General features: G+C 55.3%; 13 protein-coding genes. 7 read left to right on the top strand and 6 right to left on the bottom strand.

The window, feature by feature from the left end:
• Both Q3981_RS02060 and Q3981_RS02055 read left to right on the top strand, forming a co-directional pair.
• On the top strand, positions 1 to 1050 hold a 1050-nt coding region (locus Q3981_RS02060), incomplete at its 5' end, for an ABC-F family ATP-binding cassette domain-containing protein (RefSeq protein WP_303123389.1).
• A 79-nt stretch (positions 1051 to 1129) separates the two neighbouring features.
• Positions 1130 to 1801 (top strand): NAD(P)H-binding protein, encoded by a 672-nt coding sequence (locus Q3981_RS02055; RefSeq protein ID WP_046205190.1) that lies wholly within the window; start codon positions 1130 to 1132, stop codon positions 1799 to 1801.
• Here the strand turns inward: Q3981_RS02055 and Q3981_RS02050 are convergent.
• The 5 genes from Q3981_RS02050 to acnA all read right to left on the bottom strand — a co-directional run bounded on the left by Q3981_RS02050 (position 1781) and on the right by acnA (position 7816).
• Positions 1781 to 2521: a glutamine amidotransferase gene (locus tag Q3981_RS02050; protein WP_296105744.1), complete on the bottom strand. Its 741-nt coding sequence runs from the start codon at positions 2519 to 2521 to the stop codon at positions 1781 to 1783. The two genes, Q3981_RS02055 and Q3981_RS02050, sit on opposite strands and share 21 nt — an antisense overlap.
• Positions 2522 to 2589: 68 nt before the next feature.
• Positions 2590 to 3948, bottom strand: coding sequence for a PFL family protein (locus Q3981_RS02045; RefSeq protein ID WP_303123384.1), 1359 nt, complete (start codon positions 3946 to 3948; stop codon positions 2590 to 2592).
• 12 nt (positions 3949 to 3960) lie between these two features.
• Positions 3961 to 4230: an ACT domain-containing protein gene (locus tag Q3981_RS02040; RefSeq protein ID WP_041629296.1), complete on the bottom strand. Its 270-nt coding sequence runs from the start codon at positions 4228 to 4230 to the stop codon at positions 3961 to 3963.
• A 202-nt stretch (positions 4231 to 4432) separates the two neighbouring features.
• On the bottom strand, positions 4433 to 4993 hold the full coding sequence (locus tag Q3981_RS02035; RefSeq protein WP_046202311.1) for a TetR/AcrR family transcriptional regulator: 561 nt from the start codon (positions 4991 to 4993) through the stop codon (positions 4433 to 4435).
• A 33-nt stretch (positions 4994 to 5026) separates the two neighbouring features.
• Positions 5027 to 7816 carry an aconitate hydratase AcnA gene (gene acnA / locus Q3981_RS02030; RefSeq protein ID WP_303123381.1) on the bottom strand — a complete coding sequence of 930 codons (2790 nt, stop codon included), beginning with the start codon at positions 7814 to 7816 and terminating at the stop codon, positions 5027 to 5029.
• A 1156-nt stretch (positions 7817 to 8972) separates the two neighbouring features.
• Between acnA and Q3981_RS02025 the strand changes: the two genes are divergently transcribed.
• Both Q3981_RS02025 and Q3981_RS02020 read left to right on the top strand, forming a co-directional pair.
• Positions 8973 to 11324: an NlpC/P60 family protein gene (locus tag Q3981_RS02025; protein ID WP_303123379.1), complete on the top strand. Its 2352-nt coding sequence runs from the start codon at positions 8973 to 8975 to the stop codon at positions 11322 to 11324.
• Between the two features lie 156 nt (positions 11325 to 11480).
• Positions 11481 to 12662: a ferrochelatase gene (locus Q3981_RS02020; protein WP_303123377.1), complete on the top strand. Its 1182-nt coding sequence runs from the start codon at positions 11481 to 11483 to the stop codon at positions 12660 to 12662.
• Between the two features lie 9 nt (positions 12663 to 12671).
• On the opposite strand, the gene Q3981_RS02015 is transcribed toward Q3981_RS02020, so the two are convergent.
• Entirely contained in the window at positions 12672 to 13451 is a 780-nt protein-coding gene (locus tag Q3981_RS02015; RefSeq protein ID WP_303123375.1) for a hypothetical protein, read from the bottom strand.
• Between the two features lie 81 nt (positions 13452 to 13532).
• Here Q3981_RS02015 and Q3981_RS02010 point away from each other — a divergent pair, with 81 nt between their 5' ends.
• The 3 genes from Q3981_RS02010 to Q3981_RS02000 all read left to right on the top strand — a co-directional run.
• Entirely contained in the window at positions 13533 to 14363 is an 831-nt protein-coding gene (locus tag Q3981_RS02010) for a DUF3097 domain-containing protein (RefSeq protein WP_303123373.1), read from the top strand.
• Between the two features lie 52 nt (positions 14364 to 14415).
• Positions 14416 to 14850 (top strand): NfeD family protein, encoded by a 435-nt coding sequence (locus tag Q3981_RS02005; RefSeq protein ID WP_041628816.1) that lies wholly within the window; start codon positions 14416 to 14418, stop codon positions 14848 to 14850.
• A gap of 3 nt (positions 14851 to 14853) precedes the next feature.
• Positions 14854 to 15104 (top strand): SPFH domain-containing protein (locus Q3981_RS02000; protein ID WP_303123460.1); only part of this gene is annotated, 251 nt, incomplete at its 3' end.

Genomic DNA, 15104 nt, shown 5'->3' with positions numbered 1-15104 from the left:
CCAACGAACCACTTGGATTCAGACTCCATCACATGGTTGCGCGATTTCCTGTGCAAGCATGATGGCGGTTTAGTGGTTATCTCCCACGACGTCGACTTGCTCGAGGCCGTGTGTAACAAGGTGTGGTTCTTGGATGCGACGCGAGCCGAAGCCGATGTGTACAACATGGGGTGGAAAAAATACCAACAGGCACGCGCCACCGACGAGACTCGTCGTCGACGTGAAAAGGCGAATGCGGAAAAGAAAGCCGCAGCACTACGGGCTCAGGCTGCACGGTTCGGGGCGAAGGCAACAAAAGCAGCTGCTGCCAAGCAGATGCTAGCGCGCGCAGACCGCATCGTCAGCGAACTCGATGAAGTTCATGTTTCGGACAAAGTTGCGCATATTTCATTCCCTGAGCCTGCTCATTGCGGTAAAACTCCGCTCAACGCCCACGGCTTAACGAAGATGTATGGGTCGCTCGAAGTTTTCGCTGGGGTGGACTTAGCCATCGACAAGGGGTCCCGCGTCGTCATTTTGGGTTATAACGGTGCTGGAAAGACGACACTCCTTAAGCTCCTCGCCGGCGTCGAGCGAAGCGATGGGGAAGGGGGAATTGTTACTGGTTACGGGCTCAAAGTCGGCTATTTCGCTCAGGAGCATGACACGATCGATCCCGACGCTTCCGTGTGGGAAAACACTGTTCAGGCGTGTCCCGATTCCGGTGAACAAGACCTGCGCGGTCTTCTCGGTGCTTTCATGTTCTCGGGCGATCAGCTTCAGCAGCCGGCTGGCACCTTGTCTGGTGGTGAGCAGACCCGTCTTGCGTTGGCGGCTCTTGTTGCGTCTCGCGCGAACGTCTTGCTCTTGGATGAGCCGACGAACAACCTTGATCCTGTTTCGCGTGAGCAAGTTCTTTCGGCTTTACGGACGTACACGGGTGCGGTTGTCCTTGTCACGCACGATCCTGGAGCAGTCAAGGCTCTTAATCCGGAGCGTGTCATTGTCCTTCCCGATGGCGACGAGGACATGTGGAATGACGAATACATGGAGATCGTGGAGCTCACGTAGACGGGCGACTATGTAATGCGGCCATCGAGCCGGGCGCACCACCCTGGCAGAATCAGAAGAAAGTCCTTAGAGTGGATGTATGTCTGATAAGAAGAATGTACTAATCATTGGTGGACACGGTAAAGTCGCGCTGAAACTCGCGCCCCTGCTGGTGAGAGATGGTTTCAGCGTTCATTCACTCATTCGGAATCCAGATCAGAGTGAGGACATCACCAAAACCGGCGCAAACCCGGTTGTTAAAGACGTCGCCTCTTTGACTGCCGAAGAGTGGGATGAGCTTCTCATTGGCGTCGACGCGATCGTGTGGAGCGCCGGAGCTGGTGGCAAGGGTGGCACCGAAGCGACCTATGCCGTCGACCGCGACGCAGCGATAGCATCGATCGACGCTGCTCAACGGTCAGAGAGCTCCCCGCGCTACATCATGGTCAGCTTCTGGGGCTCAACAACCGTCGACCTACCCGAGGACAACTCGCTCTACCACTATTCGTTAGCCAAGCGTGCTGCGGACCAACATCTGTTGGATTCCTCATTAGATTTCGCCATTCTGGCACCGACGGCCCTCACCATGGAGCGGGCCAAGGGGATCGACGTCCACACCGTAGAGGACACCGCAAACCAGGAGCGCCCCGCAGATACGTCTCGAGAGCTCGTCGCTCACGTAGCAGCGTATGAGGTTGAAGCACCGACCGCGCCGAATAAGATCATTCCGTTCGCCGACGGCGATTCGCAGCTAGGCGACGCTCTGGGATAGCTCCCGAGAGTATGAGCGGCAGAAATCGACGAAGTTGGCGAGAATCTGCCGCGCGGGGGATACGTCGACTTTCGCTGTAGCGTTGACGATGGACGTGAACTCATCGACGCCGAAGTAACCGTAGTTGCGATAGAACTCCATCCGCTGACGCAGCCCCGACGCATCCATTTCCGCGTGGAATTGCGTCGCCCACTGTGTCTCACCAACCCGGAAAATCTGGATTGGGCAGGCATCGCCATATGCCAACAGGGTGGCGTCCTGGGGGAGGATCTCGATATTTTCCGTGTGGCCGGTAAATGCTTGGAACGTGGATGGAAGCGACCGGCACAGCGGGTCCGACGCGGCAGCGTCGGTCAAGCGAACCTGCGTCGGCCCGGAGTCTTCGGGGTGGAGGCGGGCAATAGTTCCGCCATGAGTATCCGCTAGGACATGGGCGCCGAAGCAGATATTTATGACAGGAATCCTGGTCCCCGTAAGTGCTCTCAGAAGGCGCTCGACGTGCTCCTGCTCCTCATCTTTGTGAGGATTAGTCACTGTATGGGGCGAGCCACCGACGAAGATGCCGTCGATACCGTGAAGATCTCCCAGTTCGGCGGATTCGCTATCAAGCATTCGCTGTTCAAGCTCGTGAGGTTGAAGGCCGCTAGCACTCATGAAGTCATAAAGTTCGCTTGCGGCAACATCAGCTCCGTGACGAGGCGAGAACAGTACAAAATTCATAGCAGACAGCTTAGTCTATATCCGTCGATCTTGTAAATTCGCTTTTCAAGGCCAAACAATGCCAGAGATTAATTCCTAAAACCATGAACAGGCGCAGGGAGCTGACCGCCACGACGAATAAACGTTGCTGACGATGCTCCATGAACTGGCATGATCGGGGCTCGTCCCAGAAGACCACCGAAGTCAACGTCGTCTCCCACGGTCTTCCCAGGGACCGGAATAACTCGTACAGCAGTTGTTTTATGGTTCATCATACCGATTGCAGCTTCGTCGGCAATCATTCCGGAAATCGTCTCTGGGGGAGTATCGCCGGGGACCGCAACCATGTCCAACCCCACCGAACAGATCGAGGTCATTGCCTCGAGTTTATCTAGGGTGATAACCCCTTCACGGGCTGCATCGATCATGCCAGCATCCTCACTAACCGGGATGAAAGAACCTGATAGCCCACCGACATGCGAGCAGGCCATCATCCCGCCCTTCTTGACCGCATCGTTCAGCAACGCCAAGGCTGCCGTCGTGCCATGCGTCCCGACCTTGCCAAGCCCCATTTCCTCAAGAATGTGAGCGACCGAATCACCGATTTCAGCAGTAGGGGCAAGGGAGAGATCGACAATTCCAAAACGTTTGCCTAGGCGGTCTGCAGCTAATGTTCCCACGAGCTGCCCCATTCGAGTCACTTTAAAGGCTGATTTTTTAATGACCTCCGCCATGTCATCAAATGAGCAATCAGGCACCTTTGCGAGGGCACGTTGGATAACCCCGGGGCCTGATACGCCGACGCTAACTACGCAATCGGGCTCTTCAATTCCATGGAACGCGCCGGCCATGAAGGGGTTGTCGCCAACAGCGTTGGAGAAGACGACGAGTTTGGCAGGCCCCAACACCGAGTTCTCTGTGTCGGAGTGTGCCGATTCAACGATCACTTCACCCATCCGCCCGATGGCGTCCATATTCAGTCCGGCACGGGAGGAGCCAATATTGACCGATGAACATACCAACCCGGTGGATGCCAGGGCTTCGGGAATGGAATCGATAAGCGCCCGATCGTATTTCGTCATTCCCTTTTCGACGAGGGCAGAATAGCCGCCCACGAAGTCCACACCGGTGGTTTTCGCCGCTTTATCCAAGGCGTGGGCGAGGGGTGTCGGATCCACACAGTCTGAGGCAGCAGCGACTAGCGACACGGGGGTGACTGATACGCGCTTGTTGACAATAGGTATTCCGAGTTCTCGGGAAATCCCTTCGGTCACCGGAACGAGATGCTCAGCGCAGCTCGTAATGGTGTCGTAAATATGAGTGGCAGCCTTCTCGATATCAGAATTCGCACAGTGGAGGATGTTGATTCCCATGGTCACGGTGCGGATATCGAGACGCTGCTCCTCAATCATGGAAATGGTCTCGAGAATATTATGCTTTGTATCCATACCAACACCGGCCTATAACTCGTGCATGGCACGGAAAATAGCTTCCGACTGAAGACGTATCTTGAGTTTCTGCTCTACCTCTACGGGTTTCATAGCATCCTGTAGAGCATCGAGACTTTGAGAATTCTCATCAAAATCTACTTGCAGAATCATGGTGAAATAATCACCCATAATTGTTTGAGACACGTTAGTAATATTTGCGTCTACTTTTGCCAATTGCGTGGCCACAGCAGCAATAATTCCGGTGTGATCTAACCCGGTGACGGTCATGATCGCGATCATGTAATACAGAATAGCGGGAACCCATAGCAAGAAAACAACTGCGCTTCCACCCCTCATACGTGCCTCGTGCGTGGAGCTCTCGCTCGCGCCTGGAAGTCTGGCGCGGCGCCGTCAAGATATGCACGCAGCACCGTCAAAGGCATGAGGGTATGAAAAAGAGGCGCTACATAGCGCAGCGCCTCTGTGAGTGGCCTATCACGACCTACTTGCGCAAACTGTCTTCCAGGACATCAAGGGCGAGGGGGAGCTCCGGAGCAGTATCACCTGCACCAACGGCAGAGAGCACCCCATCAAAAACGACGATCAGCAACGAACAAATGACCTCAGGGCTCACGTCGGTGCGCATAACACCGTCGTCTATCTGCTGGGAAACCCGTCGCCGCACCGCATCGTCGATACGCTTGTGTTCGCTATTCCAACGACAACGAAATGATGGGTCAGTCCGGACGAGCCTTCCCACTTCGAGCTGGGTTAATGCCCATTGGTATCCATCAGGATTGTCGACGATGTTTCGCATAACGTCGATCAGTCCGTGAGAGGCCGCAATGTCTGCCATGTGAATCGCGTCTTCGCGAGCTAGTTCGAAGAACAAACCTTGTTTATCGCCAAAGTGGTGGAAGATCGCTCCGCGGGTTCGTCCGGTCGCCTCCTCGAGCCGTCGTACAGTTGCACCTTCGTAGCCGTATTCGGCGAAACATGTACGCGCGGCGTCGAGAATCTGTGACCTCCGTCTTTCGAGATCAACGTCACTGACTTTAGGCATGACCAATACCTGTTGCGAAGGCAGTAGTCTGCCTTAGCTGTCTTCCTTCATCATCCGACGCAGGACGTACTGGAGGATGCCTCCGTTCCGGTAGTAGTCCGCCTCACCGGGTGTGTCGATACGGACAACTGCATCGAAGTTGACGGTTTCACCGTTTTCCTTCGTGGCGGTCACCTTGACCGTCTTCGGGATGGTGTCATCGTTGAACTTCTCGATGCCTTCAATGTCGTAGGTCTCTGTGCCGTCGAGGCCCAGCGACTTCCAGGATTCGCCCTCTGGGAACTGAAGCGGGATGACGCCCATACCGATCAGGTTGGAGCGGTGAATACGCTCGAAGGATTCGGCAATGACGGCCTTAACACCCAACAGCAGGGTGCCCTTAGCTGCCCAGTCACGGGACGAACCGGTGCCGTATTCTTTACCGCCCAAGACGACGAGAGGAGTCTTTTCCTTCTCATAGTTCAGCGCAGCGTCGTAAATGAAGGACTGCGGTCCGCCTTCTTGGGTGAAATCTCGGGTGTATCCACCGGAAACCCCATCGAGGAGCTGGTTCTGCAGGCGAATGTTGGCAAACGTACCGCGAACCATGACTTCGTGGTTACCACGACGAGATCCCAATGAGTTGTAGTCCTTACGGGCCACACCCATGGAGTCCAGGTACTGGGCCGCCGGGGTACCGGGCTTAATTGCCGACGCGGGGGAGATGTGGTCAGTGGTCACTGAATCGCCCAACAGCGCGAGGACGCGAGCGCCCTTCACGTCCTCAACCGGATCCGGTTCGACGGACATGCCATCGAAGTAGGGGGCACGGCGAATGTAGGAGGACTCATCATCCCACGCGAATGTTTCGCCATCCGGGGTGTCCAGGTTCTTCCAGCGGTCGTCGCCTGCGAAGACATCTTGGTAGTCAGTCTCGTACATTTCACGGGAAATGCTGGACTCGATCGTGGATTCGATCTCATCCGTGGAGGGCCAGATGTCTTTGAGGTAGACGTCATTGCCATCCTGGTCTTGGCCAAGTGGCTGCTCGTCAAAATCGAAATCCATCGTCCCGGCAATTGCGTAAGCAATAACCAAGATAGGCGATGCAAGGTAGTTCATCTTGACGTCTGGCGAGATGCGGCCTTCGAAGTTCCTGTTACCGGACAGCACAGCCGTTGCGGCAAGGTCAGCCTGGTTAATGGCCTGTGAGATTTCGGCGGGCAGCGGACCGGAGTTACCGATACAGGTTGCACAACCGAAGCCGGAGAGATAGAAACCGAGGGCTTCGAGGTCTTTCCAGAGGTCAGCACGCTCGAAGTATCCATTGACAACCTGCGAGCCAGGGGCACAAATGGTCTTGACCCATGGCTTCGCGTGCAGTCCCTTTTCAGCAGCCTTACGCGCGAGCAAACCTGCACCAACCATCACTGAGGGGTTGGAGGTGTTAGTACATGAGGTAATCGATGCAATGGCGACCATGCCGTGGTCGAGCGTGTATTCGCCACCTTCAGGGGACTTCACGACGATCGGGGACGAGGGGCGGCCCTCAGCGCCCTCGGCGGCAGATTCGCCGTGGCCGGGCCGGGACTCGTTGTAGGCGGCGACATCTTCCTTAGCAGGAGCGTCTGCTTCGACAACGTCCTTGACTTCGCCATCACTGTAGTTGTGAAGGTCCTTGCGGAACTGAGCCTTCGAATCGGTGAGCTCGATGCGGTCCTGTGGGCGCTTAGGTCCAGCGATCGATGCAACGACCGTCGACAGATCCAATTCGAGGTACTCGGAGTACTCTGCCTCCGGAGTGTTCTCGTCAAGCCACATGCCTTGTTCTTTAGCGTAAGCCTCGACGAGCGCGCACTTCTCTTCGGAACGGCCAGTCAAGCGTAGGTACCTGATTGTCTCTTCATCGATCGGGAAGATGGCCGCTGTCGATCCGAATTCTGGCGACATGTTACCGATGGTTGCACGGTTAGCAAGCGGCACTGAAGAAACGCCTTGGCCGTAGAACTCAACGAACTTACCGACGACTCCGTGCTGACGAAGCATGTCGGTAATGGTGAGGACGACGTCTGTCGCGGTCACGCCGGCGGGGATCTCACCCGTGAGCTTAAATCCAACAACGCGTGGCACCAGCATCGACACCGGCTGGCCGAGCATGGCGGCCTCAGCCTCAATACCGCCGACGCCCCAGCCCAGAATTCCGAGGCCGTTTTCCATCGTCGTGTGGGAGTCAGTACCAATACATGTATCCGGGTAGGCAAGACCGTCACGGTCGAACACGACGCGGGCGAGGTACTCGATGTTTACCTGGTGAACAATGCCTGTTCCCGGGGGGACAACCCGGAAGTTGTCGAAAGCACCGGTGCCCCAACGGAGGAACTTGTAGCGCTCGTCATTGCGCTGGTACTCAATTTCGACGTTCTTCTCGATGGCATCTTCAGAGCCGAACGCTTCGATAATCACTGAGTGGTCAATGACCATCTCTGCTGGGTTGAGTGGGTTTACCGATTCTGCCTTGCCACCCAGCGTGACCACCGCGTCACGAATGGTAGCGAGGTCGACGATGCAGGCGACACCCGTGAAGTCCTGCATGAGGACGCGGGCTGGGGTGAACTGAATCTCAGTATCGGGCTCTGCGCTCGGTTCCCAGTTTGCAACAGCTTTGATGTGGTCAACAGTAGTGTTCTTGCCATCCTCGTTGCGGAGGAGGTTCTCTCCCAAAACCTTGAGGGAGTACGGTAATTTTTCCATGCCAGGAACGGCGGAAAGGCGGAAATAGTCATACGACTTATCTCCAACCTTCAACGTCGATTTGGCATCAAAGGAGTTCTTACTTTCTGACACAGCGAGCTCCAGTCCTCTTCTCTTTCGACTTTCAGGGGTTACAGCTGTCAGAAAACTACTGACAAAGCTGCACAACGTCGTGATTCCTCATGATCCATTGTGGCAGCATTCAAGGCCGCCTGCGCGCAATACCTTGAACTTTGCTCTCAGAATCCCACGACAAGGGGGTTTGCCCAGCATATTGCAGCCCAAACTCTAACAGTACAGACGTACTGTAAGCGAATCTGGGGCCTTATTCACCCCCAAAAGTTACTTCCGGGGCCGAGAGTTGATCCCGGCAGATCGGGAAGTCGCTTGTGGAGCATCGATTCTTTTCACTTGCGACACGTATTGGGGTAACACATTCACTTACGACGCGGCACGCAGCGTCGACAAACGCATGGAAGAATTAAAATGCGCTCCATAATTAGAGCGCTCGCTATCGCATTACAGTCGGCAACTTCCGTCGGGTTAGGGCAGAGGACTTAAAGAGGCCCGAGAGCGACCGCTTCTGGCGCATTTATTAGCTGATCCACAAACTAAGGGGAAGCGCCACAACGTTCCCAGACCTTCAACCTCAACTTGAGGTTCAAGTTGACACGCCGAAAATATTTAAAACGTGGTGTAAATCACACTTTGTAATTATTCCGTTATCATCCCTGGTCAAGCCTTTAAGCGAGACTTGTGTCAGGATGTGAAGCTTGTTTTTTATGTGATTAGAGTTTCTTCCGATGTTCACGTGCTCTACGGTGGCACTGTTCAAAAAAATAAAGCTGTGCAACCAAAGTCGATACGAGTCAACCCCTGAGGCTAGAGAAGACTCTTCAACCATTGACCAACCGGGCATGCGGGGAAGTATGCCCGATTGACAAGAGGTGAGGGGATCGGCACACCAACGTGGCTACAGTGAGCAGGGAGTCGTCAAGCTTTAACCCTTGACCTTCCTATCAACACTTCCGCAGGTGGCTAGGTTCCGTAACAAGGCTGGTTATCGGGTTTCTACCTCTATTGACTGACGGCTTCAGGCATAGCTCAGACGATGAATGCTTCCAATCAAAGGAGAAATGGCGTGGTAGACCGCAGGGCCTTCCGGACGTCCCATCCGCGACATGCACGCACTCGGCTTGCGGCCGTCTTGCTGTGTGCCGGGCTAGGGGTAACCTCTGCTCCACATGCCATGGCAGCACCCAACGACGATCCCAATTCCGTCGCGTCGCTTGCCAACGATTTAACTCAGGCACAGAAAAAGCTGACTGAGCTGCAAAATGAACAAGGCGGCATCCGTCAAGAAGCAAATAAGACTGTGTATGAGCTGGATGAGGCCACCAGCGATGCAAACGATGCACAGGAGAAGGTTGTCCAGGCGCGGGCGAGGCTCGACAAGTCCCAAAAAGAAGTCGAGGAAGCCCAGGACAAGTTAAACTCCCTGTCGCGTTCGCAGTACACGCAAGGTCAAGATTCCAATGCGGTGACGATGGCAGCCGGTGAAGATGCCGTCGCTAATACTCTTGACCGCGCTTCATACTTGCGCACCGAGGCAGCGAAGCAACGCAAAGTTGTCTCGCAGCTAGACAAAGTGCGTACTCAGGCTGCTAATGAGGAGTCCTCTCTCCGCAAGCTGCTTGCCGACGCCTCCGCTAAGCGTAAGGACGCGAAGGAATCCAAGGACAAGGCTCTTGAAGCGATTCAAACTGCGTCACGAAAAGCAGCGGACCTGCAAAAATCTATCCAGGAAGCCGAAGCTCGCAAGAATGAGATCCAGTCACGCCTCGACGAAGTAAAGGGCGACAAGACTGGTTCCTCTAGCAATTCACCTGGGGCACCGGCTCAGAACAACGCCAGTGACGCAAGTACGGCAGGTCCTTCCACCTCTGCTTCGGCAACGCAGGACAACAAACCGGCTTCGGATTCTGCGCCATCAGCTGAAAACGCTGCTGACAACCAGGACAACTCGTCGGACAGCGCTTCCTCTGACGACCAATCGAGCACAAGCTCTGCGCCGACAACGGAGCAATTAGCGTACGACACGGCTAATGACGGTGATGCTGGGGCCGGAGAGCCCACGCAGGAATCCACGGAGCCATCGTCGGATGCAACTGAGCAGTCGTCTTCAAATGAGCCAGCTACGGCTTCGTCCGACAATTCTGCCCAGGATCAGCAGGATTCTGCGCAGAATGACCAGGCAAACAGCTCCAGTAGTGCAGATAATGCGGACGACCAGGGCGCTAAAGCTGACCAGGGCATCGACTACGCTGCTGCAGACCAGACCGAAAAAGAGCGGTCCGAAGCTGCCGCCGACGCGAAGCAGAAAGCTGATAACGCTTTAGCTGCCGCCAAGGATGCCAAGGAGAAGGAAGACAACGGCGATCCAACCGTTGAGCAGGCACGTCAAAATGCAGCCAACCTGGCGACGATCGCTTCCGAGGCGGTCAAGCGTGTAGAAGAGCTGACCGAAAAGCTGCGGCAGATTTTGGGCGCAGCCTTCGATTCCTCGTCTAACGACGCTGACAAAGCGCTTATCGGGCTCACCTCGAGTGGCTTGGCGGCCTTAGCAGCCGGACTGAAGGCAGGCCAGGAAGGAAACGACCCGGTTGCTGCCGCCGTTAATGGCGGACGTCAGGCAGCGCGCCAAGCGTGGGACCAGATTCAGAATCAGTCCGATAACAGCGGTAATACCAATAACACCGGTAGCGCTAACACCGGTTCGGGATCTGCGTCTACGACAACGGACACCACTGGCAACGGTACGGGTAGCGATAACAGTGGATCCACGGCCTCTGGTTCCAGCTCGACGGGATCTGACAACTCGACTGATAACCAGAGCAGCAGCTCAACATCGTCGGGTAGCACTGGATCAACCAGCAATGGTACGGGCAGCGATGGATCCGATTCGGATGATTCATCCTCGGACGACGAATCCACGTCGACTACTTCACAGCTAGTCAACGGTCTCAAGAACAACTCTGACGCCTTGAACCGAGTGACCGACGGTACTGACCAGGCCTCACTCGCTACCTCGATTGGCGGAGGAAACTCAGCAAACAGTTCTACGACGGGAACGACCAACACGGGCGACAATGCACAAACCGCAACCAGCGGTTCTGCAGAAACCCGGATCAACGCCGTTATCGCTCGTGCGCAATCACAGCTAGGAGTGCGTTACTCCTGGGGCGGCGGAAACTACTATGGCCCAACCGTCGGCATTAGGGATGGCGGAGTCGCTGACCAATACGGCGATTACGCTCACGCTGGTTTCGACTGCTCCGGCCTGGTGCTGTACGCCTTCTACATCGCTGGCTTCAAGTTGCCACACTACACAGGAGCGCAGTACCAATCGGGAACTCAGTATCCTGCTTCCCAGATGAAGCGTGGTGACCTGATCTTCTACGGTCCTAACGCTAGCCAGCACGTCGCGATCTACCTGGGTAACGACCAGATGATTGAGGCACCCGAGTCCGGCTCAGTCGTCAAGATCAGCCCAGTTCGTTATGGTGGCATGACTCCGAACGTTGTCCGGCTCATCTCATAAACTAGGCTAGGTCTGCATTCCACACGCACTGCTCACTCCCGTCCTTATCGACGTGGGGATCACCGTGCCGGTACGGTCGTGTACTGGCACGGCACGAGCGCAGCGTGTGGCTTTTGCCGTTAACACCATTGTCTACTGAGAATTGAGACTGTTGAGATGGCCATAAACGATGCCCCGGCGTTGACAGAACGGCCTGGCCGGAAGGGCGATCAACCGGCACACAACCAAATCAACGCCAACGATTGTGGCAACTCACAGACCAGTGAGTATCCCGTTGACGCTATCGTTGTTGCCTCATTCGGTGGCCCAGAAGGACTAGACGATATTCGTCCTTTTCTCGAAAACGTAACCAGGGGTCGTGGCATCCCGCCCGAGCGTCTCGACGAAGTGGGAGAGCACTATCACCACTTCAACGGCATTAGCCCTCTGAACGGTTTAAACCGCGAGATCATTAGACACGTCGAGGAAGAACTTGAAAAGCAAGGGCGCAACCTCCCTGTGTATTTCGCTAACCGCAATTGGCATCCATTCTGGAACGAGACCATAGAGAAGATGGTTCACGACGGAATTCGCCATGCGCTTGTATTTGCCACCTCTGCATGGGCGGGGTACTCGGGATGCCGTCAATACGACGAGGACATTGAAAAAGCACGGCGTCATTGCCAGGAGCAGGGGATTACGCCCCCGGATTTAACGAAACTGCGTCAGTTTTATGACCACCCAGAGTTCATCGAGGCTGAGGCAGAAGCCGTCCAAGAAGCACTCGCCAAAATACCCAGTGACAGGAGAGAGAACTGTCGAATAGTTTTCACAGCTCACTCGATTCCGGTCTCCGCGGATAAGACGTCCGGAAACCCAGGTGATGGGGACTACCTGTATTCACGGCAGATCTATGAGGCAGCACACTTGACGGCCGCCAAGCTTGTACTGTCAGACGATGATTTCGACCTCGTCTGGCAATCGCGTTCCGGCCCCCCGCACATTCCGTGGCTGGAACCCGATATTGTGGATCATATTTCAACACTCCATGACCAGGGGATTCCGGCTGCGGTTGTATCTCCTATTGGGTTCGTGTCTGACCACGTAGAAGTGGCATGGGACCTTGACACCGAACTTGCCCATGAGGCAAAAGATTTTGATATGGCCATCGAGCGGGCGGCGACCGTGGGGCCGACGCAGCGATTCACCCGAATGATCATCGATTTGATCGATGAATACATCGAAGGCAGAGAGCCTCTCCGCCTCGGCGTCGAGCCCCAGCATGGGTGCAGCCTCAACGGAGTCCCGTGCTTTGATAACTGCTGTGTACCCCCGGCAAAGCATAAGCACCATAAATAGCCACAGAGATTACCTAGGTATCGCTCGAAGCATCTCGCGGACAGCGTAATCCAGCGAGGCTATCCGCGCCTGCCGAATAACCCTGAGCAGAGGGAGGACGTGCTCGTCCCACGTTGCTCCGTTGTCGGTAGCGCGTGCCGTATCAATAATTGCTGACAAATGGTCAGCTCGCGCGGACAGTTTCTCTGCTCTCGGATTAAAACCTGCAGGAAAACCAGCGGAGTCATAAAAATCCGTCAGAGTTCCCACCCGAAGCCGCACATCCGGGACATCAGCAATAGCTGCTCGCATCGATGTAATCATCGACGCAGCGTTCCTCGTAGCCTCAGAAAGAGCTAAATCAGCTTCACCAATCGCTGGTGCCGGAGGAGCCGGCACGTCTTCCCCAATCGACGACGCCGTTAAACGTGGGGTCCCATCAGAACGAGAGGGAATAACCAATACGCGCGAATCTGGATCCCCAGACGAAATCACCAATCCCGCTCCCGCGCGGGAAATAGCCTTCTGGCCATCCGAATGACCGGGCACGTGCGGAGGATCACCGGGCGCTGCCAAAACTATACGGACGAGTGGGTCGTCGGCAGTGTGATCCGAATAATCCGACGCGGCCTGTCGAAGTTCGCCCAAGAAGTGGACCATCTCGTTGCGCGGAAGTGAATACAGATCATGCCACGCATCAATAGTGTCGTCCGTCGACGCCTCACCAATGAGCCAAAACGCTGTCCATGCTGCTAACCGGTGGACGCGCGCCCACTCATTGCATAGGCCCGAGATAGTTGACACATTCATGGCGTGCCACCATAGCACCTCTCACGGGATACCGTGTCCTCGTCTCACCAGGTTCACGTCGCCTCAGTACACTTCCTCGGTATGAGTTTCCACGACCGCTATTCAGGTGACATCTATGCCGGGCATCCGCACTCCAAGCCCCGCGAGTTCCCCGTACTCCCAGCTAAACCTGGCTTAGTGGTTGAAGATATCGCCAGCGGTTATGTGGGAGCGATCGTCGAATTTGAGCGGACATATGACGGAGATTTCGTTCGGTTAGAGGACCGATACCGACGAACGCGTCTATTCAAAATGCGCAAAGGCGCGTTCCTCTACGAGGGAAAACCCGTCACATTAGTCCGCTATGTTCCGCCAAAAGATCCTCGACAACAACGAAGCGCATCCGGATCACGACGTGTAGAAAACCTGCGTGCCAAAGTGGCTGCTCCATCACGAATCTGGGTCGAAGGCGTCCATGACGCGGCGATCGTGGAGCGTATCTGGGGCCACGATCTTCGCGTAGAAGGCGTCGTCGTGGAGTACCTTGAGGGCCTTGATAATGCACCGCAACGGGTACAAGAATTTCATCCCACGGCTGAGCGTCGTATCGGTATCCTCGCCGACCACTTAGTTGAAGGTTCAAAGGAGTCGTTATTGACTCGGGAGCTCGGTCCGCATGTCATGGTGACTGGCCACCCGTTTATTGACATCTGGGCTGCGGTCAAACCGTCCTCCGTCGGTATCAAGGCCTGGCCCGACGTTCCTTATGGTGAGGATTGGAAGACGGGTGTGTGCCGACGGCTCGGATGGTCGGATCCGAAAGAGGGGTGGAATCGCGTCTATAACAGCGTGAATTCTTTTCGGGATGTCGATTCATCGCTCATTGGTGCGGTTGAACGACTGGTCGATTTTGTCACCGTCGGACCAGAGTAGGTAGAAACGACGACCCTGTTTTCTGTCATAGCCTTTCTGTACGCTGGACAACGTGAATGCCTTAGTGTGGTTTATCGGTGCGGTACTTCTAGCTGTGCTGGAGCTTTTCGGTGGCGATTTCGCACTATTGATGTTGTCTGGCGGTGCTCTCGCGGCAGCAGGTGTGTCTTTTTTCCAGGCTCCGCTCTGGGTCTCAGTCGTTGTTTTCGCTGTTGTGTCATTAACACTTATGTTCGTTCTGCGTCCGTTTTTGAAGCGCAAACTCAGCGAAAAGATCGAAACAGCGGATTTCTCACCGCGAGCCTTGGTGGGAACAACAGGGGAGACCGTCGAGCAGATTTCGTCGTCATCGGGGATTGTTCGGCTCAATGGCGATTTCTGGTCCGCTCGGAGTGCTTTTCATGACGACGTTTTCGAACCTGGCGACACCGTCGTGGTGAGCCGCATTGAAGGCAACACAGCTTTTGTCTTAGAAAGGAGGGATTAATTCATGAGCGCTGGCACTATCGTGATCGCAGCCATCATTGTGGTCATCGTCCTTATCATCATGATGTCCATCAAGTTGGTCCCACAGGGGACGGCGGCAGTCATTGAACGGCTCGGGCGGTACACGAAAACTGTCGAAGGAGGAATAACGTTCCTCATTCCATTTGTCGACCGTGTCCGATCCCGCGTGGATACCCGCGAACGTGTCGTCAGCTTCCCGCCCCAAGCGGTGATTACGCAGGATAACTTGACCGT

Source organism: Corynebacterium sp. (genome assembly GCF_030530965.1).
GTDB lineage: Bacteria > Actinomycetota > Actinomycetes > Mycobacteriales > Mycobacteriaceae > Corynebacterium.
Note: the sequence above shows the minus strand (reverse complement) of the source record. Positions and strands in the feature narration are given on the sequence as shown.

What these genes read in the sequence shown, in the direction of transcription:
- Q3981_RS02055 (WP_046205190.1), top strand. Translation starts at nt 1,130, where the DNA reads ATGTCTGATAAGAAGAATGTACTAATCATTGGTGGACACGGTAAAGTC.
- Q3981_RS02050 (WP_296105744.1), bottom strand. Translation starts at nt 2,521, where the DNA reads ATGAATTTTGTACTGTTCTCGCCTCGTCACGGAGCTGATGTTGCCGCA.
- Q3981_RS02045 (WP_303123384.1), bottom strand. Translation starts at nt 3,948, where the DNA reads ATGGATACAAAGCATAATATTCTCGAGACCATTTCCATGATTGAGGAG.
- Q3981_RS02040 (WP_041629296.1), bottom strand. Translation starts at nt 4,230, where the DNA reads ATGATCGCGATCATGACCGTCACCGGGTTAGATCACACCGGAATTATT.
- Q3981_RS02035 (WP_046202311.1), bottom strand. Translation starts at nt 4,993, where the DNA reads ATGCCTAAAGTCAGTGACGTTGATCTCGAAAGACGGAGGTCACAGATT.
- Q3981_RS02025 (WP_303123379.1), top strand. Translation starts at nt 8,973, where the DNA reads ATGGCAGCACCCAACGACGATCCCAATTCCGTCGCGTCGCTTGCCAAC.
- Q3981_RS02020 (WP_303123377.1), top strand. Translation starts at nt 11,481, where the DNA reads ATGGCCATAAACGATGCCCCGGCGTTGACAGAACGGCCTGGCCGGAAG.
- Q3981_RS02015 (WP_303123375.1), bottom strand. Translation starts at nt 13,451, where the DNA reads ATGAATGTGTCAACTATCTCGGGCCTATGCAATGAGTGGGCGCGCGTC.
- Q3981_RS02010 (WP_303123373.1), top strand. Translation starts at nt 13,533, where the DNA reads ATGAGTTTCCACGACCGCTATTCAGGTGACATCTATGCCGGGCATCCG.